We start from the raw sequence: 26,074 nt of genomic DNA on the forward strand, positions 1-26,074 counted from the left end.
CAAGCCCCCTCCCACATTTTTTACCGAGTTAACCGCTACGCCGCTGGATGGGCCATATTCAGCGCCTTGTCGACTAACAACTGCACACCTTCCAGCATCCGGCAGATGCCCAGCGCGACATTGCGATGAGCACCTTCGACTTCAAAGGCCAGATGGTTGGCAATGTCGCTGATGGACGCCAGATCCTGAGAGGCATTGACCAGCAACGTTTCCGTGCCCAGCTCTTCGCGCACGGTAAAGAGCCCATCGGTGGGTTCGGAGATGGGTTTTCCGGGGTTGAGGTAGTGGTTGATTGCTCGGTAGGCCACTTCGTGCAGGGTGCTGGTATCGAAGTCCTGCGGGCCTGGGGGGTTTGGGCTGTCTTTGATCATGGTGAATCTCCGTCGACAAGTGAAGCCGCCAACGCTCGCGGTCAAGCGAGGTAAGGTGGCAGCTGTACGCGGGTTGACCGACCGGTTGTCAACGAACCCGGCATACCCGAAGGTATCCCGCGCACAACTACCGCGACACAATACCTCAGGCATAAAAAAAGCGCCTGAGATTGGTGCAGGGGCGTAGCGATTCATTAACAAAGTCGGACGGTCAAATCCGATCGCTGAATTGGCAGCGACGGCGGTGAGGTTAGTCAGCCGCCTTCCGAGCCACAACCTGAAACCTGTGTGGGAAACGTCCGATCAAGAGCCGCTGCTGAAGCCCTCTGGAGATCAAAAACTGTGGGAGCTGGCTTGCCTGCGATGGCGGTCTGTCAGCCAAAAAGTCGTTGACTGACCCACCGCCATCGCAGGCAAGCCAGCTCCCACATATTTCTCACCGCGTTTAAGGCAGGAAGATGATTTTGTCTGCACTGCCGCTGTTCACTTCCCCGTAACACTGCACCCCATCAGCCAATGCCACTTCGCGCAGCCCCGTCGGCAGCGGCAACAACCCTTCATCAAAGAACCGCCCAAACTGCTCCAGCATCACCGCGCACTGTTCGCAGTTGTAGAGCAACGAATTGATCCCCACCACCGAACCGCCCTTGCGGTACAGGGCCAATGCCGGCAGTTGCACATGCCCATCAACCGGGGCGGCGATGATTGCGATGCGCCCGAACGGGGCCAAACCCGCCACAGCCGCGGGCAACCAGAAACCGGTGGTGTCGAAGATCACATCCGCCCCGCCCTTGAACACGGCATTGACCTGCACGCCGAGTTCTTCCGGTTTGCCCAAGGCAATGGCGTCGAAACCCTGCGCCCGCAGCACGTCGACCTGATCCGCCTTGCGCACCGCGCCCAGCACCTCGGCGCCGCGAATTTTCGCCAGTGCCAGCGCCGCACTGCCCACCGCGCCGTTAGCGCCAATCACCAACAAACGCGTGCATTTACCGACACCGCTGCGCTCCAGCGCATCCCAAGCAGTGGTGTACGGCACGCCAAGGCTGGCGGCCTGCGCAAAGCTCAGGTGAGTGGGTTTGTGCGCCACGCCCTTGGCCGACACGGTCAGAAACTCTGCATGGGAACCGTCGGCGAAAAAGCCGAGGTCGCGCCCCGTGCCCCAGACTTCCTGGCCGACCAGCGCTTGCGGGCCGTCCACCACCACCCCGGCAAAATCACGCCCGGGAATGCGTGGCAGCGTGGTGTAGGGAAAACGGCCCAGCACATTTTTCACGTCGCTGGGATTCAGGCCCGCCGCCTTGACCTGCACCAGCACTTCACCGGCAGCAGGGACGGGAGTGGCAACCTCTACGAAGTTCAGGGAAGCGAGGTCGCCAGTGGCGGAAAATTGCAGTGCTTTCATGGCAGATATCCATCGAAGGGAAAAGTGATCAGGACAACCAACCGCTGACCAACTGCCGGCCCATGGGCCACAGCTGTTCGCCCAGCAACATGCCCATCAGGCCGACCAGGGCGATGGCGGGTGGCGCGGGCGAGCGGAAGTCCAAGGCACCGTAGATCACGCCGACAAACAGGCCGATGGCGAGGGATATGAGGTAGTTCATTGGTGGCGCCTTGTAGGTTGATGGGCTCAGTGTAGAGCGCCCATTCCTGAAGCATCGGCCAAAGGCTTCAGGATTTCGGCCAACCCGTCAGCCGATGTACTGCGAGGGAGCCACGCCCAGTTCCCGGCGGAACATGTCGCTGAAACTGCTCGGCGAATAGCCCAGGGACCGCGCGATGCCGCTCACCGACTGGCCCTGAATCAATTCTGCCACTGCCGTGGCCAGTTGTACCTGGCGGCGCCATTCGGCAAAGCCCATGCCGAGGTTGTTCTGAAACAACCGCGCGAGGGTGCGCACGCTGGCTCCGGCGGCTTCGGCGTGGTGCTCAAACGGGATTTCCAGGGATGGCGCTGCGATCACCGCGTGACACGCATTGATCAGGCGGCGGTCAGCCTCCACCGGCATGGCGATGCGAATCTGTGAGCGGCGCGCGCGTTGCAGCTCCAGCAAGGCCAGCCCCACCACGGCGTCGTAATAGGCTGGGTCGCCCTTGTCACCCTGATCGACCAAGGTAACGATCAATTCACGCAACAGCCCACCCACCTCGATCACTTGCACCTGACTGTCCAGCGTCGCCGCCAGCGCCGGGCGCAAGTAGATGTTGCGCATCTGCAAATCCGACACCACGCGAATCCCGTGCTCCACACCCGGTGGCAGCCAGACGGCGCGTTGCGGTGGTACCACGAGGGCTTCGCGGGGCGTCTCGACCCACATCACGCCGCTCATGGCGTAAAGCAACTGGCCCCAGTCATGGCTGTGGGGTTCGATGTACAGCCCGCGCGGGTACGTGCGCGCCAGGGGTTGCACGGGAACGGCGTGATCACTGAGGTCGGGGGGCGCGGCCAGGGCCATGAAGAGCACATCAATAAGGGTGAGCGGCCATGGTAATGACCGCCACCCGACAAACCGAGGGATTTTTTGCGTTTTTAGCCGTGGGCAGACTTGGTGCACTCGCAGCCCGTCGCCGACGCGCAAGGTTCACCGTGCGCATGGTGTTCGGCGCAGCCGTTGCAGCAATAGCCTTTACCGTCTTTCATCACCGCATCAACGCCCAGCACGCATTTGCAGTGGGGGCACGCACAGGTTTTATCAGCCATGTTCAGACTCCTTTTTCATGGTCGTCCCGGTGCAGCGAGCGCCGCACCTTAAGAGATGACTATAGGAGAGCAATCAGGGTTCAGCGCCGTTAATCGGCCAGACGGCTATTGCTGCGGTACATGAACACCAGCGCCAGCGCCAACAGCAACATCGCCACGATCCGGCTGCCCGACAGCTCGATGGCCGGGTTGCCCAGCCAGCCGAAGTTGTCGATCAGCATGCCCATGCCCAACTGCCCGACAATGACCGCCACCGTCGCCACGGCCGTGCCGACCACAGGCACCGCGCCGACCATCACCATCATGTACACCACGCCAAACAGCGCGCCGGTCAGTTGCCATTTCGGCACGTCCAGCAGGCTGATCGCCTGGGCGGGCTCGAAGAAGAAAATCAGCAAGGCAGTGGTGATGGCACCGACTGCAAACGTCAGCAAGCTGCTGCGCAACACCCCGACCGACTGGCCCAAGCGACCGTTAATCGCGGCTTGCACACTCAACACCGCACCGGCGGCAATCACCAGTACCAATAACAGAATCAGATTCATCGCCTTAGCCTCTCGCAATCAGAACAAGTGCCGCCACAATCAACGCCAGGGCTATCCAGCGCTCGCCATTGACGCGTTTACGCGCGGTACCGAACCAGCCGAAATGGTCAATCAGCACGCTCTTGCCGACCTGGCCCGACAAAATCGCGATCATGGTCATGGCAATCCCGATATGCGGCGTGGCCAGGGTCAGCACCACCACGTACATCGGCCCCAGAAAGCCGCCGATCAGTTGCCAGCGTGGCAAGTCGGTCAGCGCCGGGCCCTTCTGCGGGCCGCTGAACAGCAACATCAAAAACAGAATGGCCGTACCCACACCGAAGATGCTCAAGGTTGCCCACAAGTGGCCCACCTGAACCCCCAACGGCCCGAGCAAACCCGCCTCCACCGACAGGCCCATGCCCGCCAGGATCACCAGTGGCAGCAACAGCAGCCGCAGAAAGCTTTTTTTCGGCGTGGCCTGCGCCACTCCCTCGGTAGAACTTGCTTGCATACATCACCCGCACTTCAAGAAAGGAAACATGGCGCGCATTATCCGGTGGCCGTCCTGTGCGATAAATGGGAGCATGCGGATAACACCTTTGCGCATTACGCACAGCATGGAGCCACGATGCAGGGTTTGAATGAATTGAGTTTCAAGGCGCTGCGCCTGTTCGTCGCCGTGCTCGACCATGGCAGTTTTTCTGAAGTGGCGCGCCGTGAGGGCTTGGCGCCCTCCTCTATGGTCCAGTTAATGGAGCAGGCGCTGGGCCAACAGCTGCTCTACCGCCATACCCGCGCGGTCAGCCCGACCGAAGCCGGGCGACTGCTTGGCCATCACGCACGCCTGATGCTGCAACAACTGGAAACCGCGGGTCAGGCCTTGCAGGAACAGGAAGCCGAACCGAGCGGCCTGGTGCGCATCAATGCGCCGATGGTATTCGGCCAGCGCCACCTGTCACCGTGGCTCGGCGAATTGTGCCGGCGCTACCCGAAATTGCAGCTGGATATCCAGCAAACCGACACCTACGTCGACCCCCTGCAAGATGGCACCGACCTGCTGTTTCGCATCGGTGTGCTCAACGACTCCGGCATGCAGGCGCGCATCTTCGCGCCCCAGCGCTTTCGCCTAGCCGCCAGCCCCGCCTACCTCGCGCAGCACGGAGCGCCCAGCCACCCCGACGAGCTGGTCAACCACCAATGCCTGGCCTACAAAGGCATCACCGGCCAGCAACGCTGGTTCTTCCGCCGTGACGGCAGCGAATGGACGCCATACAGCGTCAAGGGTCCCATCACCGGCAACCACGCCGACACCCTCACCCACGCCGCCGAACAAGGCCTGGGGCTGGTGGTGTTTCCATCCTGGCTGATCGGCGAAGGCTTGCGCGCGGGGACGTTAAAGGCGGTGCTGACGGAGTATGAGGTGGCAACCACACTGGAGCCGCAACAGATAGCCGCGCTGTGGCCGGGAAGCCGGCGGTTGTCGCTGAAGGTGCGTACGGTGATTGATTATTTTGTGGAGTGTTTTGGGGGGGTGCCGTATTGGGATCGGTGAGGGGGTTGGGTCACGGCAGACGGTGCTGTTGAGGAAATTTCCCAAGTAAAAAAGTAGTCCCGTTCTGATTTTTCGGGCCACTATTTCATGACTACCTACGCTGCGGCAGACTTTTGCGACTTACCTCCAAGAGAGATGCCATGAACGCGAATGCCACGATGAACACCGTTTCACTGGGACAGCGAATCGGCGCAATGAAGGGAAAACTCATCATTCCTGATGACTTCGACGCTCCACTATCCGACGACGTACTGGCTACCTTTGAGCGCAAGAGGCACATGGCGGCCGGGTCTGGATCTCCGGTCAAAACAACCACTGCCAAATCAACCAGGCATTCGCCCCACTGATCACTGCAAACAAAAACCACGCCAGCAAGCGCGTAGGCAAACGGTTCACAAACGGCCCCATCAACTGCTTGTCGTCGGTCATGCGGATCAGCGGGTACAGCGCGAACGGCAACTGCAGACTGAGGATTACCTGGCTGAGAATCAGCAGCTTGCCAATGGCATCGTCGCCCATCAGCCATACGCCCAAAAACGCAGGGATCAGCGCGAGGCCACGGGTGATCAGGCGGCGTTGCCAGCAAGGAATGCGCAGGTTGAGGTAGCCCTCCATGATCACTTGCCCGGCGATTGTGCCGGTGAAGGTCGAACTCTGCCCGGAGGCCAGCAAGGCCACGCCGAACAGGATGCTGGCGAAAGCACCGCCTACCAGCGGGTCGAGCAGGTGATAGGCGTCCTGGATCTCGACCACATCGGTGTGGCCGGTTTTGTAGAACGCCGCTGCGGCCAGCACCAGGATCGCCGCATTGACGAGCAGCGCCAGGGCCAGGGAGCCGATGGTGTCGATACGCGCCAGCTTGACCGCGTCCTGTTTGCTGGCGAGGTCCTTGCCGATCAGGCGGGTCTGCACAATCGAGGTGTGCAGGTAGAGGTTATGCGGCATCACCGTGGCGCCGAGGATGCCGATGGCCAGATACAAAGGCGCTGCGTCGCTGATGGCTGACAGGGATGGCGTAAAACCACTGAACACGTCAGGCCAATAGGGTTTGATCAGCACCAGTTCGATAAAGAAGCACACGCCGATGGTTGCTACCAGCGCCAGCATGATCGCTTCCAGGCGGCGGAAACCGCGGTTTTGCAGGGCGAGAATCAACAGGGTGTCGAAGGCGGTAATGACAATGCCGGTAGTCAGCGATACGCCGAGCAACAGGTGAAATGCGAGGGCACAGCCGAGCACTTCGGCGAGGTCGGTGGCAATGATGGAGATTTCCGCCAGCACCCATTGCGTACGTGCGGAACGCTTGCTGTAGCGCTCGCGGCACAATTGCGCCAAGTCCTTGCCGGTGGCGATGCCCAACCGCGAACACAGGCACTGCACCGCCATGCCCGCCAGGCTCGCCAGCAATACGACAAACAACAGGCTGTAGCCGTAGCGCGACCCGGCTTCGATGGCCGTGGCCCAGTTGCCCGGGTCCATGTAGCCGATGGAAATCAGCAGGCCGGGCCCGGCGAACATCAGCGCGCGCTTGAAGAACGAGGCCTTGGGGTCAACGATCACGGAGCCGGCCACTTCCGGCGGGCAGAACGGGGCGGTGGCGATTTTCGGCAGGCTGAATTTCACGCGGTATCCCAGGCAAACACACAAGAAAGACCGCAGCTTATCAGTCGGATGCGACCGTGCGCATCACCGTCTCCCGAGGCAGGTCAAAGGTTTCCACCACTTGCACCACCAGGTCCATCTCCTGATTCAGCGCCTCACGCTCCATGCGCTGGCGAATCAGGCCGACCACCAGCACCGCCAAGGTGGTGATTGAATAGGCCGGGCCGGAGAACGCACGTACCCCAGTGACCAGCAGCATCGCCGCCGCCAGCGCCTGGCCCACCACCGGGATGGCCGTGGCAGCACCCCGGCGCAGGATAAACCCGGTGAGCCCCGCCAGCGCCGTGCCGCTGAGCGCGGTGGTTGCCGAGCGGCCGACGTCGATGCGGTTGAACAAGCCCTGTTCCTTTTGTGCAGCGGCCTTGAGCTCAGCGTCGAAGGCCCGGCGGTCGGCGTTGCTGAGTTTGTCCTTGTACTGCTCGATGAGTTTTTCCGCGACCTGCGCCTCAATGTCTGCCAGTGCGACGCTGGCAACCGGCTCATCGAACTTGATCCCAAGACGCTGGGCTACATCTTCAGCGATCTGGCGATAACTCACGCCATGCCCACGGGCCAGGTTCATAAAACTGTCGCCACCCATGCGCTGCAACTCGATGGCCAGTTTCAAGGGTTCACGCACACCCGCGTCAATCGACGCGCTGCGTTTTTGCGCCATCAATTCGGCAAGGAACTTAAGCTCGTCGGGCCGCGCCTGCACCAGGGCCGGGAACAACTCCACGTCTTCCTCGGCAAAACGCACTTCGGTGCTGCGCTGATCGGCGCGAATCATGCCGCGCCGCTCGTGCAACAGGTCGGTGTACTGCACCACCGTCTTCAGTTGCGGCCAGTACGCGGCGTGATCGAAGGTGGTCAGGTGCACATTGGTGACTTTTCCCTTGAGCGCGGGCGTGAGCGCAATCGCATAACGTCCAATGCAGCGCTCGGCATCCGGCTTCATCGCCAGCGCCCAGTCCTTGCTGGAATGGCAGTTGATCACCCTCCCCTTCAGCGGCGCCGACACTTCATCCCAAGGGCTGGACGTGCAGATCGCTCCGCCCATCAGTAACAAATTGTTCAACGGTAATTCGCGCGCGACCTCGGGGCTGGCCAACACACTCTTGACCAGAATGCGCGCGCCGAGGGAATGGCCGATCAGGTTGATACGCCGCACCGGCAGCGCCTCGGCGTGCAGGTAGTCCGCCAACTCAGGCAACAAGGTCCGGGCCACTTCATCCACCCGTGCCTCGACACTTTTGTAATGGTCGAGGAAATAGGCAATCGCCTTGCCCACGCCTACGGTCGCCGCGCCCAGCCCCCCACCGCCGAGCATGGAGGTGATCACGTCCTTGAACGGTGCAAACAGGTTTTCCAGAAAATGCCCCGCCGGCCAGAACAACATCAGGTTGGTCGAGCCTTCGATGCTCGCCAGTTGTTCCTTGAAGTTGCCCAGTTGCTGGCGGTTGAAGAACGCGGAGTAACCGTGAACATAGAGATTGAGCACATCGCCCTGGGGCTCGCCGCACAGTACGAATGTGGGCTTGCGGGTGCGGTGCATTTCCTCCCACTGGTGCTGCATGGGCCGGTGACTCCTGGTGACGATGGACGGCGATAGTAACAAAGCATGGCGACAAGAACGGTGAATCCTGACCGGCGTGGTTCAGAACAGGGAGCCGGCTTTGGATTTGGCCAAATAGCGCGTCGGTGAATCCCCAAGGTTGCGGCGGAACACCGCTGTGAAGGCGCTGGAACTGCTGAATCCCAAATCGAGCGCCACTTCAGTAATCGACACTCCGTGGCTGAGCCGCGCCGTCGCTTCCAACAGGCACACCTGCTGGCGCCAGGCCACGAACGTCATGCCAGTACTTTCATGAAAATGCCGGGTGAAGGTGCGTCGACTCATGTTCGACCATTGAGCCATTTCGTCGAGGGAGATGGTTTGCGTGGGCGCGTCCAGAAAGCGCTGGCATGCCCCCGCCAGGCGTGGCTCGGCGGGCAACGGTGCGTTGAGCGGCAACTCGTGCATGGCACCGATTTCGTCGATCAACAGCGTCAACACACAGCGCCGTCGAACGTCGGAGGTTGCCGTCAGCGCCGCTTCCAGCAGATGCCTGAGCAGCGGCGACACTTCAAATACCTGGCAATGAGCCTGCAAACCAGCGCGTTCGACTGCTTCGCCGTCAAGGTAGGTGTTGAGCATGACCACATCGCCACGCATGTGCATTTCGTGGGGCACGCCCGCGGGCACCCAGATCGCCCGTTGGGGCGGCACCACCCAGTTGCCGAGGTCGGTGAACATTTTCAGGGCGCCCGTTGAGGCGTAGGCGAACTGACCACGTGGGTGGGTATGCCGAGCGAATACGGTGCCGGACGGATATTCCCGCAAGGTCACCACCGCTAAAGGGTCGTTCGAATCAAAGGTAACAATCATGGCCCGATAGTGTCAAATCATGGCCTGACATGGCAAGCGGGCCATTCACTGGCGCCCTAGCATGCACACCTGCAAACCCGCTCAGGAACCACCATGCTGAAGAAACACATCGCCCTTGCCCTGCTGGTCACGCTGGTTTGGGGCCTGAACTTTCCCGTCACGAAACTTGGGTTACGCGGGATCGACCCGTTTGTGCTGACCGGTATCCGCTTCTCCCTCGCCGCCCTGCCCTGGGTGTTTTTTATCAGGCGTCCTGCCGTCAGGTTCCAGTATGTCGCCGCCTACGGCGTGATCTTCGGATTGGGCATGTGGGGCGTGATCAACTATGGCATCCAGTTGGGCGTCAGCCCCGGCATCGCCTCGTTGATCATTCAGCTCAGCGTGTTTTTCACCCTGGGTTGGGGCTGCGTGCTGTTCAAGGAGAAAATCCGCCGCGCCCAATGGGTCGGCGCAGGTTTGGCGCTGAGCGGTTTGGCGGCGATCATCGCTACCCAGCAGGGCAACGCGGCAGTGCTGGGCGTACTGATGATCGTACTGAGCGCCCTGGCCTGGAGCGTCGGCAACGTCATCATCAAAGCGTCGGGGGTCAAGGAAATCCTCTCGTTTATGGTGTGGGCCAGCCTGTTCCCGCCGATTCCACTGTTCCTCATGGCTTGGTGGCTGCACGGCGCGGCAGCATTCGAAGGGTTGCCAGCGGGCCTCGACCTTACAGCGGTTTTGTCGATCCTGTTCCAGGTCTACCTGGCCACGCACTTTGCCTACTGGGGCTGGAATTCGCTGCTCAAAACCTACCCCGTATCCACCGTGGCGCCGCTGTCGTTGTTGATTCCAGTGTTCGGCATTGGCAGTTCGATGTTGATACTCGGCGAGCGCATTTCCACGCCGACGCTGACGTTCATCGCAGTCATCATCCTTGGCTTGGCGGTTGGGCTGTGTCGCCCGCAAATTGTGCACACCCATAGATAGTCATGGCATAAATCCGGGATTTTGTTCGACGATTCAGTCCATTAGCCTTTGCCGGGTCTACTACTGAACCGAGGAAACACCATGAGCAAGCCCGAATTTTTTGTCACCCCAGGCTATGGCGAACAGATGCGCGAACGCCTGCACTATTCCCAAGCGGTAAAAGTCGGAAATCGCGTGGAAACCTCAGGCCAGGGCGGCTGGGACAACGACTTTCAGATTCCCACGGACATCGCGGAAGAAATCGCTCAGGCGTTCGATAACCTCGATCGCACCCTGGCGACCGCCGGTGCGCGCTGGGAGCACGTGATTCACGTCAACTCCTACCACGTCGGCGGTTTCCCACCGGAGGTCAATGAGGCAATGGTCAAGCAATACCGGCGCTACATGCCAGACCATGCGCCGATCTGGACGGAAGTCGGCGTCGAGTCACTCGGTTTGCCGACCATGCGCGTCGAAATCCGTGTGACAGCGATTATTCCCTGACACCGAACGTGCGGATGACCCAATCGGTAAACACCTTGAGTCGCGCACTCTGATGGCGATTGGGTGGGTAAAGGATATGCAGTGGTGAGGCCGGCCGTGACCAGTCCGGCAGCACGCTGACCAACTGGCCGCGGTCGATGTAGTACTGCACGATCGACGTCAGGTGCTGCCCCACGCCAAGGCCGGCGAGCAGCATTTCCTTGAGGCCATTGCCTTCGTTGGTGGAGAAGGCACAGTCGCCCACCTCAATGCGCTGGCCACCCTTCTCGAACACCAACGGCTCCGGCTTGCCCGACCAGGCGAAGAAATAACCGGCTTTCAGGTGGTTATTCTGCAAATCCTCGGGCGAGCCCGGCACGCCCCAACGCTCCAGGTAACTGGGTGCTGCGCACGTCAGGTACTCAAGGTCAGCCACCTTGCGCCCGATCATCGCCATGTCATCGAGCTTGCCCACGCGAATCACACAATCCACACCCTCCCCAACGATGTTCACCGCACGGTCGCTGATGCCCAGGGCGACCGTGATATCGGGGAACTCGCGATGGAAATCCACCAGCGCCGGGATCAACAAGCAATTGGCAAACGACGCCGGTGCATCCACCCGCAGATGCCCGCCGGGCTTGAGGGTTTGCCCGCGTAAGGCGCTGTCCACTTCATCAAGCTCAGCCACCAGGCGCCGGGCATGACTGTAATAATCCAGCCCTTCGGATGTGGGCGCCAACGCTCGCGTGGTGCGGTGCATCAGCTTGATGCCCAAGTGTTTTTCCAGGTCGGTGATCAGCTTGCTGACCGTCGAACGCGGCAGCGCCAACTGGTCGGATGCGCGGCTGAAGGAGCCAGTGTCGACGACGCGCACAAAGGCGCGCATGGCGAGAAGTTGGTTCATAAGGTGTTCCAATACGCCATCAGGAGGCGAAGTTGTCGACTCATATTTATACTGCTGAACCGCCCATTGTGGCGAGCGGGCTTGCCCGCGTTGGGCGCGAAGCGGCCCTGAGAGGATACGCTGCGGTGCATCAGGAGTATGGCGGCGCTCTTATTGGGGCTGCTTCGCAGCCCAACGCGGGCAAGCCCGCTCGCCACAACAAACCCACTTGCCACAACAAGCCCGCTAGCCACAAAGCCTGCTCTCCTCAGAAAGCCTATCCAGATTAACAGTCTGAAAAAAAACCGCCCTTTCGGGCGGTTCAAAGGTGCTCGGCTTTGATCAGAAACCGAGGGAGAAACTGATGGTCATCGCGTGGTCCTTATCGTTGCGCGAGAGTTGGCCCGAGTAGCCCAGGCCCAGCTTGCCGTTCTGGCTGATCTGGTAGTCCACGCCGGCTTCCACCACCGCGCTGTCTTTGGCGATCGGTACGCCTTGGGTGCTGAACGAAGCGCCGCCGTTGATGAAGCTCAAGTCGGCGTCAGGCTTGGTGTCACCGAACGCATGACGCCAGCCGATGCTGCCGCGTGGGGTGATTTTCGAGCCGTTACCCAGGGTGATGGTCTGGCCGATGCGCACGCCCAGGGTAGAGAAGGTCACGTCTTGATGGGCATCGCCGCGCAGGGCGGCGGACCCGCCTTTCTCCTTGAGCGTGTCGCTGTCGTAGTTGACATACGCCAGGCCGGCGAACGGTTCCAGGGCCACACCGCCGGTCTCGAGGGTGTAACCGACTTCACCGAACACTTGTGCGCTGCGCGCCTTGTAGTCGGCTTTGAGGCGTTGGCCTACGCCACCGACGGCCACGTCACGTTTGCTTTCAATGTCATGCCAGCTGTACGCCACGCCCATGCGAGCGGCGAAGGCTTCTTGCTGGTACGCGGTGTAGGCCATCAAGTGGTAGCTGTCGACGTCGGCGCTTGAGTTGCGGCGCTTGGCGTCTAAGTCGCTGCGGGTGTAGCCGGCGGCTACGCCGACGCGCCAGGCGTCATCCACTTGTTTGTCGGTGCCGAGCAGGAAGCCGCCGAGGTTGCGATCCAGTTTGGCGGTGTTGCTGTCGCCGCCCATGTGGCCCCAGGTACCCAGTACGCGCATCCAGCCGACCATTTCACCATGGCAACCGGCGCTGCTCAGGCGGTTTTCGCTGGGTGCAAGGCTGTTGCGCGGGTCATCTTCACGGTAGCAGCCGGGTTGGCGCAGACGCTCGTTGACCGCGTCACGGATGTAACGCGAATCTTCAAGCATCGCGCTGGCGGTGCTGGCGTGGATTTCACCGGACAAGCTGTCAAAGGCTGCACGTGCCCCGGCTGCGTCAGAATTGAGCAGCGCATTCTGCACCGCTGCACCGCCCACTGCCGCACCGCTGCCCAACGCTGTCGCAACACCGCGCTGGTTACGGGTGGCTGCCACGCTGGCGAAGCTGACGTTGTTACGGCTCACCGCCAACGCCACTTGAGTCGGGCTGTAGTTGAGCGAGGTATTGAGGAACGCCAGGTTCTCCAGGTTGGTGGTGCTGAACGTGCCGTTGACCGCGCCGGCCGTCAGCAACGTGTAGGTGGTCGGGCCGGCATAGGGTGCCAGGTTGACCACATTCAAGGTGCCAGCCAGGTTCGCCGTACCGCCGACAGCCAGTGAACTGGCCACCGATGGCGTGATCACCAGATTAAGCGCGCCATCGCTGGCGTTGGTGAAGTTACCCGCCACCGTCAGCTTGCCGTTGTCGGGCGTGACCGCACCATGGTTGACGACAGAGCCGACGCTGCCATTGCCGGTCAGGCCGGCGCCGTTGGCGACAGTGACCTGCCCGCCCAGCACGGCGCCCGGGTTGGCCGCGTTACCCACCTGCAACACGCCTTGATCCACTGCAACGGTACCGCTGAAGGACTGGTTGCCGGTCAGCAACAGCGCGCCAGCACCTTGTTTGACGATGGCACCGGTGCCGGTCAGGTTGCCGTTGAACTGGCCATTGTTGGCCTGCACGAACAGCAAGCGCGCGTTGTTAAAGATCGAGCCGCGCAGGCTGGTGGTGTTACCCGCCAGCGTACCGCCACTGACGGTGGTGCCGCCGGTGTAGGTGTTGGCGCCGGTCAGCAATAAGGTGCCCGCATCGAGTTTGTTGATTGCGCCTGTGCCCACGATCGGCGCCGACACTTCGGTGGTGACCCCCGAATTGACGCGCACCGCCGCCGTGCCGGTGGGCGACAGCGTACCGCCGGCACCTGCGGTCAGGGTGTAGCCGGCGTCGAGGAATTGCAGGCCGGTAAAGCCTTGATTGCCAACCACCGTCACGGAGCCGCCCTGCCCGCCAAATACGGCGAACTGGTTGTTCGTCGCCTGGCCTTGAGTACCGGTCGGGTCGGTCCAGTTGGTACCCGGGCCCCACGTGCCGCTGCCGCCGGTAATGGTGCCGTCCGGGTTGGTGGTGCCGCCGTTCCAGAACTGAATTTGCCCAGGGGTGGTTTGCACCAGCAAGTTGAGTTGATTGGCCAGCGAGGTTTGCAGTGCCAGGCTGCCAAAGCCCGCAGGCAATGAACCCAGCGCGAGACCGTTATCAGTCAAGGTGCCGCCGTAGCGGAACAGTTGATACACGCCGATCCCGAAGCCGCCGGTATCGGTGACATTGAGCGTGCCATCCAGCGTGAGATTGCCCGCCACGTTCACTGCCGTGGTGGACGCACCCGGTGCCCCGAGCGCGAAGTCCAGGGCGGTGCCCGACGACAACGCCAGCGAGCCTACCGACAGGGGCGTCGCCGCTCCCGCCTTGAGGGTCGAACCATCAGCCATGCTCACCGCACCGCCCAGGGTGCCGCTGCCGCCGAGGGTCGCACCGTTGGCAACCTGCACCGCGCCACTGTTCAAGGTGCCGTTGACCAACAGGCTGCCGGCATTCACGTTGGTGTTGCCGGTGAAGGTGTTGTTGCCGCTCAACAGCAAGGCACCGGTGCCGGTTTTGTTCAGCACCCCGGCCCCGGTGAGGTTGCCGGTGTAAGTGCCATCAGCCGCCTGTTCGAAGGTCAGGGTCGCGTTGTTGGCGATTGCTCCTTGCAGGCTGGTAGTGGTGCCGGTGGTGGTGCCGCCATTAAGAGTGGTGCCGCCGGTGTAGGTGTTGGCGCCGGTCAACAACAGCGCGCCGTTGCCATTTTTGACCAGGCTGCCATTGCCGCTGACGACGCCGTTGAGGGCCAGGTCATGGCTGCCGGCCAGGGTCAGCGGGCCGCTCAGGTTGATGGCATTGGCCAGTTGCAGGTCGGTGCCGCCGTCCAGTTGCGCGGCGCCACCCACGCTGAGTGCGCCGGTGCCCAGTGCGGAATTGTTGCCGAGGATCAGTTGCCCGGCGTTCAAGCCGGTGCTGCCGCTGTAGGTATTGGCGCCGTTGAGGGTCAGTGTCGCCGCGCCGTTTTTCAGCAGGCTGCCGGCGCCGCTGATGTCGCCGTTGAGGGTCAGCGCCTGGCTGCCGCCAATCGCCAGGGCGCCATTGAGTAGCGCTGCGTTGCCCAGGGTAACGGCCGCATTGCTGTCCAGCGTGGTGCCGTTGGCGGCGGTCAGTGTGCCAGTGCCCAGCGCGCTGTTGTTGCCGACGACCAACGTGCCGCCGTTGAGCGCAGTGCCACCGGTGTAGGTGTTGGCGCCGTTAAGCACCAGGGTGCCGGTGTCGAGCTTGGCGAGGGTGCCGGCGCCCGCCAGGGTCACGCCAAGGGTGGCGGTGGCATTCGGGTCGACGCGAATCGCCGTATTGCCGGTGCTGCCATTCACCAGATTCAGCACGCCCGCAGTGCCCGACGCGAGGTTGTAGCCGTCAGTGACGAACTGTAGGCCGGTGAGGCTGTGTGTGCCATCCACCGTTACATTGCCCGCCGCGCCCTGGAACACAGCGAAGCTGTTACCCCAGGCCTGATTAAGGGAGCCGTCGACGTTGGTCCAATTGGTGGTGCCAGTGCCCCAGGTGCCGGTGCCGCCATCGATCGCGCCGTTGCCAATCAGGTTGGCGCCATCCCAGAACTGCACAGTGGTGTTGGGCGCTGTCACCAACAGGTTGACCTTGTTGGTGACAGCCGTCTGCACCTGCAGATCGCCCGGTACCACACTGCCCGGCAACGTGCCGAGCGTCAGGCCGTTATCGGTCAGCGCCCCGGTGTAGTTGATGAGGTTGTAGACGCCGCTGCCGAAGCCGCCGATATCGGTGACATTCAGGTTGCCGTCCAGGGTCAGGTTGCCGCCCACATTCAGCAGCGCATTACCACCGCCCACCACCGGCACGCCAAGGCCTACGTCCAGGTTGGCATTGCCGCCCAGCACCAGCGAGCCTACCGACAGCGTGCTGCCGGTGTTCAAGCCGATATGGCCACCGTCGGCCACGGTCACGGCGCCTGCCAGCGAACCGGTGCCGGTCAGTGTCGCGCCGCTATTGACGGCCACTGTAGCGCTGGCCAGCGAGCCACTGACATTCAAGGTGCCGCCGTTGACGTTGGCAGCGCCGGTGATGCCATTGGTTCCAGTCAGGTTGAGCGCGCCCGTGCCGTTTTTGTCGAGGTTGCCGGCGCCGTTCAGCGCACCGGCGAAGGTGTTGTCCAGGTTACTGCCACCCACCGCCAGCGTGCTGCCGCCTGCGACGTGAACCACACCGCTGCCGGCCAGTGTATTGAGGCTGGCATTGCCCCCCAGGTTGAGGCTGGCACCCGCGCCAACGGTGACACCGAACGTATTGCCCAGCGCGCCATTTCCGGCGGTGGTCAGACTACCGCCGGCCACATTCAATGGGCCGGTGAAAGTGTTGTTGCCGCTGAGCAGCAGGTCCGCCGCGCCGTTTTTGATCAGTGCCGCGTTGCCCGCCAGCACACCGGCGAGAGTCAGGTTGTTGTTGCCGGCCACCGTCAGGTCGGCGTTGAGGTTAACGGCATTGGCCAGCACCAGCGGTGCGCTGTTGTCCAGCGTGGCTGCGCCACCCACGGTCAAGGCGCTTGCACCCAATGCCGTGGCATCGCCAACCGTCAGCGTACCGGCGTTGAGAGTTGTACCGCCGCTGTAGGTGTTGGCCCCATTCAGGGTCAGGTTGGCGCCACCGTTTTTGGTCAGGGACCCCGTGCCACTCAACACGCCACCCAGCATCAAGTCGTTGTTGCCGGCAACCGCCAGGCTGGCGTTCAGCACCGCGTTGTTCGCCACACTCAGTGCCGCGTTGTTGTCCAGGGTCGACGCGCCGCCAACGGTCAGGCTACCCAGGCCCAGCGCGCCGCCATTGCCCAGGGTCAGGGTGCCCGCATTCAACGCCACCCCGCCGAGAAAGGCGTTGGCACTGTTGAGGATCAGGTTGGCTGCGCCATTTTTGGTCAGGCTGCCGGCGCCATTCACCGCGCCACCCAGGGTCAGGTCGGCGCTGCCGCCAATGCCCAGGTTGCCCGCAAGGTTGACCGCATTGGTCACACTGATCGCGGTACTGGCGTCCAGCGTAGTGCCGTTTGCCGCGTTCAAGGCAGCGCTGCCCAGCGCCGAGTTGCTGGCCAGAATCAGCCCGCCTGCGTTCAGCGCGACCGGGCCCAGGAAGGTGTTGTTACCGCCAAGCGTGAGGTTGGCTGCGCCACTTTTGATCAGCCCGCCTGGGCCATCGATCACACCATTGAGGGCCAGCGCATTGCTGCCTGCGACGGTCAGGTTGCCATTCAAGGTGACGTTATTGCCCAGCGCGACCGCCGCGTTGCTGTCCAGCGTAGTGCCGGCCGCAGCTGTCAGCTGGCCCGTGCCCAGGGCGGTGTTGCTGCCCACGACCAGGGTCCCGCCGTTGAGCAGCGTGCCGCCGGTGAAGGTATTCGTGCCACCCAGCACCAGGGTCCCGGTGTCCAGCTTGGCCAGGGTGCCCGCACCGTCGATGTTCACGCCAATGGTTGCCGTGGCGCCCGGATCAACCCGCAGCGCCACGTTGCCGCCGGTACCATTGACCGCGTTCAATTGCCCGGCCGCGCCGTTGACCAGGTTGTAGCCATCGGTGACGAATTGCATGCCGGTAAAGCTCTGTGGCCCGTCCACCGTGACGGTACCCGCCGTGCCCTGGAATACTGCGAAATCACTGGCCCAGGTCTGGTTGAGCGTGCCGTTGGCATTCGTCCAGTTGGTACCGACGCTGGTCCAGGTGCCGCTGCCGCCGTCGACGCTGCCGTTGGGGATAGTCTGGCTGCCGTCCCAGTAACGGATAACCGTGTTGGGTGCCGACACTTCGACGTTGATCTGATTGGCCACGCCGGTCTGCACGATCAGATCGCCCAAGCCATAGCCCACCGGCACACCGGTCACGCTCAGGCCCAAATCTGTCAGTGCGCCGGTGTAGTTGATGAGGCGATACACGCCGACCCCGAACCCGCCGGCGTCGGTCACATTCAGGTTGCCGTCCAGGGTTACGTTGCCACCGACATTGAGCAAGGACGTCGTAGACGGCGCGCCCAGCGCCACATCCAGATTGGCCCCCGAGCCGAGCGTCAGGGAACCGGCCGACAAGGTGCTGCCGCTGCTCAGCGCCAGGTGCCCGCCATTGTTGACATTCAGATTACCCAGCAGCGAACCACTGCCGGTCAGGGTGCCGCCGGTGTTGACGTTGACCACAGCGCTGCCCAGGGAACCACTCAGGTTCAGAGTGCCTGCGTTGATCGCCGTATTGCCGATGAGGCTATTGATACCGGTGAGGTTGAGGGTGCCGGTGCCGATTTTGATCAAACCGCCGCCACCACTCAGGTCGCCGTCAAAGGTACTGGTGGTGTTGACCCCGCCGACCGTGAGGTTGGTACCGCCGGCCAGTTGCACGCCACCGGCCCCGCTCAGGCCGGCCAGGCTGGCGTCGACACCCAGGTTCAGGGAAGCACCGGCACTGACGTTCGCACCCGAGCTGTTGCCGAGTGCATTGGCATTCAACAACGAGACGCTGCCGGAAAGGATATCCAGCGCACCGGTGAAGGTGTTGTTGCCACTCAAGGCCAGGTCAGCCAGGCCGTTTTTGATCAGCCCGCCCGTGCCGCTGACCACGCCGCCCAGGTTCAGGTCGTTGTTGCCGGCAAGGGACAGGTTGGCATTCAGCGCAATGTCATTGCCCAGGGTAAAGGCCGCGCTGTTATCCAGGGTGGCCGCGCCGCCGACCGTCAATGCACCGCTGCCCAGCGCGCCTGCCGTACCCAGGGTCAAGCCGCCGGCATTGAGCGTGGTGCCCGCGCTGAAGGTGTTGACGCCATTGAGGGTGAGGTTGCCCAGGCCGTTTTTGATCAACGGGCCGGTACCGCTGACCACGCCGCTGAGGGTCAAACCGTTGGTGCCGCCAAGGGTCAGGCCGGCGTTGAGGTTGATGTTATTGCCCAGCGTGACAGGCGCATTGCTGTCCAGCGTGGCAGCGCCGCCGACGGTCAGGTTGCCCAGGCCCAAGGCCGAGTTGCTGCCGGCAGTCAGAGTGCCCGCGTTGAGTGTGATGCCGCCCAGAAAGTTATTGCCGCCATTGAGGGTCAGGTTTGCCGCGCCGTTTTTGGTCAGGCTGCCAGCGCCATTCACCGCGCCGCCCAGGGTCAGGTCGGCCGTGCCGCCAATACCCAGGTTGCCGGCCAGGTTGACCGCGTTGGTTAACGTGGCCGCCGTGCTGGCATCCAGGGTGGTGCCACCCGCCGCGTTCAACGAGCCGAGACCGAGCGCGCCCGTGGCACCGATCACCAGCTTGCCGGCGTTCAGTGTGGTGGCGCCCAGGTAGGTGTTCGCGTTGTTGAGGATCAGGTCGGCCGCGCCGCTCTTGATCAATCCGCCAGCGCCGGCAATGGCCCCGTCCAGGGTCAGCGCATTGCTGCCGCCGAGGGTCAGGTTGCCAGCCAGGTTGATAGTGTTGCCCAGGCTGACCGCTGCACTCGCGTCCAGCGTGGTACCGGCCGATGCGTTCAGCGCGCCGGTGCCCAGCGCCGTATTGGAGCCGACGATCAACGTACCGGCATTCAGCGCGGTGGCGCCGGTGTAAAGGTTGGCGCCGCTCAGGTTGAGGGTCGATGCGCCGTTTTTGATCAGGCCGCTGGCGCCACTGATCACGCCGCCGAGTGTCAGGGGGCTGGCGCCGCCTGCCGTCAGGTTGGCATTGAGCGTGATCGCGTTGTTGACCGTTAATGCCGTGTTGGTGTTCAGGCTACCCGCGCCCGCCACGGTCAGGGTTCCGGTGCCCAGCGCTGCCGCATTGCCGAGGGTGAGCGTACCGGCATTCAACGTAGTGCCGCCCTGGAAGGTATTGGCACCGTTGAGGGTCACGGCCGCAACACCGTTTTTGATCAGTGCCGATGCACCGTCGATCACACCGCCGAGGGTCAGCGGGTTGGTGCCGATCAGGGTCAGGTCGGCGCCCAGGTTAATGGCATTGGCCAGGTTGATAGCCGCGCTGTTGTCCAGCGCTGCTGCGCCGGTCACGCTCAGCGCACCGGTGCCCAAGGCCAGGTTATTGCCGACACTCAAGGTGCCGCCGTTGAGCGTCGTACCCGCGAGGAAGCTGTTGGCGCCGCTGAGCACCAGCGCGGATGCGCCGTTCTTGGTCAGCCCGCCACTGCCCGTGATGACCCCGGTCAGGCCAAGGTTGTGGGCGCCGCCGATGTTGAGGGTGCCGGCCAGGTTCAGCCCGTTGTTGACGATCAGTGCTGCGCTGGTGTCCAGGGTGGTACCGGCCGCGGCGTTCAAGCTGCCGGTGCCCAGGGCGGTGTTATTGCCGAGGATCAGAGAGCCCGCGTTCAGGTCCGTATTGCCGGCGAAGGTGTTGGCGCCACCCAGCGTCAAGGCGGCGACGCCGTTTTTGATCAGCCCGCCCGCCCCGGAAATGACGCCGCCCAAGCCGAGCGCCTGGGAGCCGCCGAGGGTCAAGTTGCCGGTCAGGTTGACCGCGTTGCCGAGGGTGATAGCGGTGCTGGCATCCAGCGAGGTGCCCGCCGCCGTATTCAGTGCGCCCGTGCCCAGCGCGGTGCCGGAACCGAGCAACAGGCCGCCGGTGTTGAGCGTGGTCTGGCCCGTGCGGGCAGCATTGTTGCCGGTCAGCGTCAACACGCCCGCGCCGCTCTTGATCAGGCTGTTGGCGCCAGACATCACGCCGCTCAGGGTCAGCGGGTTAGTGCCGGTCAACGTGAGGTCGCCCCCCAGGATTACGTTATTGCTCAGGGCCGACGCGCCGCTGGCGTCCAGACTGGCTGCCCCTGTCACAGTCAAGCCGCCGGTGCCCAGGGCGTTGTTATTGCCCAGCAGTAACGTCCCGGCGACCAGGCTGGTCGGGCCGGTATAGCCAGTGTTAATGCCACTGAGCGCCAGGCTGCCGGTTCCGGTTTTGCTGATGCCCGAGGCGCCGGTAATCAGGCCCGACAGGGTCAGGGCCCCCGTGCCGGAGGCCGTCAGGCCACCGTTGAGCGTGATCGCGTTGCCCAGGTTGATGGTACCGGGCGCCGAGAGTGACGTCGCGCCCGTGAAGGTGACCGTGCTTGTACCGAAGGCCGAGTTGTTGCCCAACTGCACCGCGCCGCCGTTGAGGCTGGTATTACCGGCGTAGGTGTTGGCCGCACCGAGAGACAATTGGCCAACGCCAATCTTGGTCAGGCCACCGCCGCCGGAAATGACCCCGGACAAGGTCGTGGCGTTCGAGCCCTGGACAGTGAGACCGCCAGCGCCCAGCGTGACCAGGTTGGCAACGTTCAAACCCGCGTTGCTGGCCTGCAAAATCCCGCCGTTGGAGGTCAGTACCCCGCTGCCGAACGCCTGATTGTTATTGAACAACGCCACACCGCCATTGATCGTGGTGCTGCCACTGACCAGCGGCCCTTGCAGGGTCCACGTACCGCTGTTGATCGCCAGATTGTTGAAGTTGACGTAGTTGGCACTCGATGCCGTGCCGACGCCCGTGGTGCCTCCGCCAAGACCGATCGGGTTTTGCAGGATCAACGTATTGGCACCGCCTGCCCCACCATCGACCGTGCCTGTCGGCCCGAACGTCAGGTTGATGCCGATCAACCCGCCAAGGCCGACGGACACCTGGATACCATCACCGACACTGACGGTCGACCCGGTAATCGCGGTAAAGGTGTTGGTGCTGCCAGCCCCCATCGAAACGCCGCCGGTGATGGCACCTGCGTTGGTAAACGTGTTGCCCGCTGCAGAGGTTTCGAACGCCACGCGCCCGTTAATGACACCGGTGCTGCTGTTCGTCATGTTCACCTGCGAACCGCCATACACGCCCACCACCGGCGTGTCAGCCAGGGTAATCCCCCCGATGGACAGGCCGGTTGAGGTGATGGTGCCGTTGTTGGTGATGCTGGTGGTGCCGGAGGTAGAGTTGTTTACCGCGATGCCCAGGCCGTCGACGCTGGTCAGGTTAAGCCCGAGCAACATCCCGGTGCCCCGAATGATCCCGCTGGCGTTGTTGAGCACGCTGACGGTGCTGGTCGCGCCGGTGCCGATAAACATACCGCCGCTCAACACTGAAACCAGGCCCAGCAGTGCCGGGTCCAGCGTTCCGGAGTTGTTCACCGAAATGTTGGCCCCGGTGAGATCCATCACGTGGCCCCCCAGCGTCGCATTCATCTGCGTACCGCTGTTCACGTTGACGGTGAGGCCGCTGGTAGCACTGGAGAAGTTATTGAGAAACAGCGGCAGGCTCGGCACACCGGTACAGGTCACGGTGGAACCTGCCGTTGAACAGGTGGCCATGGCCTGCGGACTCGCCAGGCCGACCATCAACCCCACAATGCCCAGGCGAATGGCCGTATTCAGAGGGGAAATACGAGAAATTTCGGCAGTAGCAAGTCTTCTTTCCACGTTCAACTCCTTCGTGGTTCAAGCCTTTCATCCATGAATGCGCGAAAGCTCTGCTTATTGTTCTACACGCATCGAATTCGAAATACCTGACCGTGGTGACAACTGATCCAGTTTGTCGAAACGGTAGTAGACCCACGAAAAAGTCATTGAATTAAATGGTATTAATACTTTCGTAAACACCCTGTAAGAATGGGATTACAGCCAACATCCATTGACTGTCGCGGCAAAAATACAAGTTTCCAAATGTTAAAAAGCGCTCTAATGGCGCCCTGTTGATTCGCTTTGAAGATTCTGGAGTTCGCAATGCCCCATGAAGGCAACCTGTTACAAGCAGCCGTGGTTTTCCTGCTCGCGGCGGTACTGACTGTGCCCTTGGCCAAGCGCCTGCAACTGGGCGCCGTGCTGGGCTACCTGTTCGCCGGCGTGATCATCGGCCCGTCGGTGTTGGGCCTGGTGGGTAACCCGCAAAGCGTCGCGCAGTTCTCTGAACTCGGTGTGGTGTTGCTGCTGTTCATCATCGGCCTGGAGCTGTCGCCCAAACGTTTATGGGTGATGCGCAAGGCGGTGTTTGGCGTCGGCCTGGCGCAAGTGCTGCTGACTGGTTCAGTGATGGGCGTGGTTGCGTTATGGCTGTTTGGCCAGTCCTGGAACAGCGCAATTGTGCTCGGCCTGGGCCTGGCGCTCTCCTCCACCGCGTTCGGCTTGCAGAGCCTGGCCGAACGTAAGGAACTCAACCAGCCCCATGGGCGTCTGGCCTTTGCGATTTTGCTGTTTCAGGATATCGCCGCCATCCCGCTGATCGCCATGGTGCCGTTGCTCGCCGGCAGTGATCACCCGGCCAACGAAGCGCAGGGCCTGCAGCACGTGTTGCAAATCCTCGGCAGCATTGCCGTGGTGATCATCGGCGGGCGCTACCTGTTGCGACCGGTGTTTCGCATCGTTGCCAAGACCGGCCTGCGCGAAGTGTCGACCGCCACCGCCTTGCTGGTGGTGATCGGTACGGCGTGGTTGATGGAGCTGGTGGGCGTGTCCATGGCCCTCGGCGCGTTTCTCGCCGGGTTGCTGCTGGCCGACTCGGAATACCGCCACGAGCTGGAGTCCCAGATCGAGCCGTTTAAAGGTTTGCTGCTCGGGCTGTTTTTTATCAGCGTAGGCATGGGCGCCAACCTCAGCCTGTTGCTCAGCTCACCCTTGGTGGTGATCGGGCTGACCCTGCTGTTGATCGGCTTGAAACTGCCCATTCTGTATGCTGTGGGCCGATGGGTGGGCGACCTCAATCGCGAAAGCGCCCTGCGCCTGGGCGTGGTGCTGGCGGCAGGCGGCGAGTTCGCCTTTGTGGTGTTTAAAATCGGCCGCGACCAGGGCCTGTTCGAACCCCACCTCTACGACGTCCTGGTGCTGACCATCACCCTGTCCATGGCCGTGACCCCGCTGCTGCTGTTGGTGTGCCCGAAGCTGTTCAAGCCCAAGGTCAAACCCGTGGAAGTGCCCGAGGAATACCGCACCATCGAAAGCGACGCACCGCGCGTGGTGATTGCGGGCATGGGCCGTATGGGCCAGATCGTCGCGCGAATATTGCGCGCGCAGAACATCTCGTTTATCGCCCTCGACACCTCGGTGGAAACCATCGAACTCACCCGCAGTTTCGGTGGCATGCCGGTGTTCTACGGCGACCCCCAACGCCCGGAGATCCTCCACGCGGCCAAGGTTGATCAGGCGGAGTTTTTTGTGATCGCCATGGACGACCCGGAGATCAACATCAAGACCGCCGAGCTGGTACGCAACCTTTACCCGCACATGAAAATCATCGCGCGCGCGCGTAACCGTCAGCACGTTCATCGCCTGGTAGACGTGGACGCCTCGCCCGTGCGCGAGACCTTCTACTCGAGCCTGGAAATGAGCCGTCGCACCCTCGTCGGCCTTGGCCTGACCCAGGCTCAGGCTGACGCACGCATCACCCGTTTCAAGAACCACGACCTGCAAGTACTCGCGGCCCAGCATGCGGTGTACGACGACGCGGCCAAGGTGATGCAAACCGCCCAGGAAGCACGGACGGAACTGTCGCGGCTGTTTGAGATGGACCGGCTCGAGGAAGAGTCCGACAAGGTGTAAGGCTGCGGATGAACGAGATTGCGAATTTTCTGACAGAATACGCCGCAATCTCGTTCATCACTGGAGCGCTCCATGGCTACTTTCACCAAGACCGCCGTCCTGCTGGCCTTCGCGCTCACCGCCGGCAGCGTGTTTGCAGCGAGCAAACCCGCGACCACCCAGACCATCTCCACCCTGGACGGCAAGTTCACCTTCAGCCTGCCCAAGGCGTACACCGCCGACACCCTGCCCACCGGCAAGACGGAGGATGGCACCGCCAACACCCAAGGCACCCTGTACGCCAACTCAACCACGAAGAGTGTGGTGATCGTCGCCGAAACCGAGCGCAACGACGGGGCCACCATCAAAGACAACGACCCGCAATTTCTGGATGGCGCCGTGGCGGATTTCGTCAAGGACCAGAGCGCTGCGCTGCCGGACTTCAAGAAACAGGGCGAGAAAAAACTGACCTTCAAGGGGCTGGGTTTGCGCCAGGTCGACAGCACCGCGACACAGGGCGGCGGCAAGACCTTGAACTCCACCTTTTTGGGCGGCTCGGGCAATCACTTGCTGGTGATCCAGGCAATTTCCCGGGCGGATGATGTGAAGGGGCATGCGGAGCTGGTGAAGTTGATCACTGGCGGCAAGTAACCCGACCTCTCAATTTCAACTGCCTGGAACACGGATTACCACTGTGTTGATCGTTCCCACGCTCCGCGTGGGAATGCCGCCTTGGACGCTCCGCGTCCCGAACTCGGCGGGTAGTTAAGGTCTTGCGCCAGGTGACGCAGAGCGTCACAGCATGCATTCCCACGCAGAGCGTGGGAACGATCGGCAACGGTGGCGTTAGTGGCATTTCGTCATGGTTTTTAAAGGGCCAGCAAGCCGTGTCCCTTTAAATTGCAGGACGTTTCCGAGACAATCCCTGCCGCCTTGTGCCCGCTGGAATCGATGGCTAGTCTGCGGCCCGTCACTACTCATCAGTGATCGGGATTAGTCGCCCGACCTTCCAGCGCGTGCATGGTCCTCCGTGAGATTTCATGGTGGCTGTGCGCAGGGCACCTTCGGGTGCGCCGGATTTTGCGTGTTGGGCCGGTCGACTAACCTGCGTACAGCCGCCACCCTCGTTTAGTCGCGATGGGTGTCGACCCTAATCCAACGCGAAGGTACACCATGAATAAAATCGTCCCCGACCCACCTCTCAACTCCCTCAAAGACCGCGCCGCCTTCAACCGCGCCATCGACCATTACCTGCCCACCCAAGGTGTTCAAACCGAAGACCTGAGCTTCGAAGACGCCCTTCTCTACACCGCCAGCTTGCTCGACAGTGCTTCGGCCACTGCATTGGATTGCGGCGAGTTACTGCCGCCGCCTGAGCGGGCCAAGGTGCTGGCAGTGTGGCACTTGCTGGTGATGGCGAAGAGCACGGTGGATCGCTCGATAGAATGCCTCAAACCAGAAGCACGGTAAAAAATGTGGGAGCTGGCTTGCCTGCGATAGCGGTGTATCAGTACCAGAAAGGTGACTGATACACCCTCATCGCAGCATAAGTATCTACATAACTTGAGCTAGACGCTTAAACCCCAGTAGACAAGGCTTTC

The 26,074-nt window shown here is 62.2% G+C and carries 18 protein-coding genes and 1 pseudogene; 7 read left to right on the forward strand and 12 right to left on the reverse strand.

What is annotated here, in order from left to right:
* Positions 1–35 precede the first annotated feature (35 nt).
* From BFW87_RS29360 to BFW87_RS29390, 7 genes are all read right to left on the reverse strand, one after another.
* Positions 36–371, reverse strand: coding sequence for a DUF6124 family protein (locus tag BFW87_RS29360; protein ID WP_078743219.1), 336 nt, complete (start codon positions 369–371; stop codon positions 36–38).
* 445 nt (positions 372–816) lie between these two features.
* Positions 817–1,776, reverse strand: coding sequence for a quinone oxidoreductase family protein (locus tag BFW87_RS29365; RefSeq protein WP_078743220.1), 960 nt, complete (start codon positions 1,774–1,776; stop codon positions 817–819).
* Between the two features lie 28 nt (positions 1,777–1,804).
* Positions 1,805–1,978, reverse strand: coding sequence for a DUF1427 family protein (locus tag BFW87_RS29370; protein ID WP_074851542.1), 174 nt, complete (start codon positions 1,976–1,978; stop codon positions 1,805–1,807).
* A gap of 87 nt (positions 1,979–2,065) precedes the next feature.
* Positions 2,066–2,830 carry an AraC family transcriptional regulator gene (locus BFW87_RS29375; protein WP_078743221.1) on the reverse strand — a complete coding sequence of 255 codons (765 nt, stop codon included), beginning with the start codon at positions 2,828–2,830 and terminating at the stop codon, positions 2,066–2,068.
* A 74-nt stretch (positions 2,831–2,904) separates the two neighbouring features.
* A complete protein-coding gene (locus BFW87_RS29380; RefSeq protein ID WP_078743222.1) occupies positions 2,905–3,075 on the reverse strand; it encodes a metallothionein in 171 nt (56 codons plus the stop codon).
* Positions 3,076–3,164: 89 nt separating this feature from the next.
* Entirely contained in the window at positions 3,165–3,620 is a 456-nt protein-coding gene (locus BFW87_RS29385) for a DMT family transporter (protein WP_078743223.1), read from the reverse strand.
* 4 nt (positions 3,621–3,624) lie between these two features.
* Positions 3,625–4,113: a DMT family transporter gene (locus tag BFW87_RS29390; protein ID WP_078743224.1), complete on the reverse strand. Its 489-nt coding sequence runs from the start codon at positions 4,111–4,113 to the stop codon at positions 3,625–3,627.
* Between the two features lie 117 nt (positions 4,114–4,230).
* Here BFW87_RS29390 and BFW87_RS29395 point away from each other — a divergent pair, with 117 nt between their 5' ends.
* Positions 4,231–5,154: a LysR family transcriptional regulator gene (locus tag BFW87_RS29395; protein WP_078743225.1), complete on the forward strand. Its 924-nt coding sequence runs from the start codon at positions 4,231–4,233 to the stop codon at positions 5,152–5,154.
* Positions 5,155–5,330: 176 nt separating this feature from the next.
* A pseudogene (locus BFW87_RS32415) lies at positions 5,331–5,420 on the forward strand (type II toxin-antitoxin system prevent-host-death family antitoxin); the annotation flags it as partial.
* 37 nt (positions 5,421–5,457) lie between these two features.
* On the opposite strand, the gene BFW87_RS29405 reads toward BFW87_RS32415, so the two are convergent.
* The 3 genes from BFW87_RS29405 to BFW87_RS29415 all read right to left on the reverse strand — a co-directional run bounded on the left by BFW87_RS29405 (position 5,458) and on the right by BFW87_RS29415 (position 9,223).
* On the reverse strand, positions 5,458–6,777 hold the full coding sequence (locus BFW87_RS29405; RefSeq protein WP_078743226.1) for an Nramp family divalent metal transporter: 1,320 nt from the start codon (positions 6,775–6,777) through the stop codon (positions 5,458–5,460).
* A gap of 40 nt (positions 6,778–6,817) precedes the next feature.
* Positions 6,818–8,371: a DUF726 domain-containing protein gene (locus tag BFW87_RS29410; RefSeq protein ID WP_078743227.1), complete on the reverse strand. Its 1,554-nt coding sequence runs from the start codon at positions 8,369–8,371 to the stop codon at positions 6,818–6,820.
* 81 nt (positions 8,372–8,452) lie between these two features.
* Positions 8,453–9,223: an AraC family transcriptional regulator gene (locus BFW87_RS29415; protein ID WP_078743228.1), complete on the reverse strand. Its 771-nt coding sequence runs from the start codon at positions 9,221–9,223 to the stop codon at positions 8,453–8,455.
* Between the two features lie 93 nt (positions 9,224–9,316).
* Between BFW87_RS29415 and BFW87_RS29420 the strand changes: the two genes are divergently transcribed.
* Positions 9,317–10,189 (forward strand): EamA family transporter, encoded by an 873-nt coding sequence (locus BFW87_RS29420; protein ID WP_078743229.1) that lies wholly within the window; start codon positions 9,317–9,319, stop codon positions 10,187–10,189.
* 81 nt (positions 10,190–10,270) lie between these two features.
* A complete protein-coding gene (locus BFW87_RS29425; RefSeq protein ID WP_078743230.1) occupies positions 10,271–10,672 on the forward strand; it encodes a RidA family protein in 402 nt (133 codons plus the stop codon).
* Here the strand turns inward: BFW87_RS29425 and BFW87_RS29430 are convergent.
* Positions 10,662–11,558, reverse strand: coding sequence for a LysR family transcriptional regulator (locus BFW87_RS29430; RefSeq protein ID WP_078743231.1), 897 nt, complete (start codon positions 11,556–11,558; stop codon positions 10,662–10,664). The two genes, BFW87_RS29425 and BFW87_RS29430, sit on opposite strands and share 11 nt — an antisense overlap.
* Before the next feature lie 321 nt (positions 11,559–11,879).
* The gene (locus BFW87_RS29435) at positions 11,880–22,382 is read right to left on the reverse strand and encodes an autotransporter-associated beta strand repeat-containing protein (protein WP_078743232.1); all 10,503 of its coding nucleotides are present in this window, start codon (positions 22,380–22,382) and stop codon (positions 11,880–11,882) included.
* 303 nt (positions 22,383–22,685) lie between these two features.
* On the opposite strand from BFW87_RS29435, the gene BFW87_RS29440 reads away from it, so the two are divergent.
* The 3 genes from BFW87_RS29440 to BFW87_RS29450 all read left to right on the forward strand — a co-directional run bounded on the left by BFW87_RS29440 (position 22,686) and on the right by BFW87_RS29450 (position 25,943).
* Positions 22,686–24,494, forward strand: a complete 1,809-nt coding sequence (locus BFW87_RS29440) for a monovalent cation:proton antiporter-2 (CPA2) family protein (protein ID WP_078743233.1) — start codon at positions 22,686–22,688, stop codon at positions 24,492–24,494.
* A gap of 72 nt (positions 24,495–24,566) precedes the next feature.
* Positions 24,567–25,124: a hypothetical protein gene (locus tag BFW87_RS29445; RefSeq protein ID WP_078743234.1), complete on the forward strand. Its 558-nt coding sequence runs from the start codon at positions 24,567–24,569 to the stop codon at positions 25,122–25,124.
* Positions 25,125–25,646: 522 nt separating this feature from the next.
* Positions 25,647–25,943, forward strand: a complete 297-nt coding sequence (locus tag BFW87_RS29450; RefSeq protein WP_078743235.1) for a DUF6124 family protein — start codon at positions 25,647–25,649, stop codon at positions 25,941–25,943.
* Positions 25,944–26,074 lie beyond the last annotated feature (131 nt).

It is taken from the genome of Pseudomonas fluorescens, from assembly GCF_002022275.1.
GTDB lineage: Bacteria > Pseudomonadota > Gammaproteobacteria > Pseudomonadales > Pseudomonadaceae > Aquipseudomonas > Aquipseudomonas fluorescens_AJ.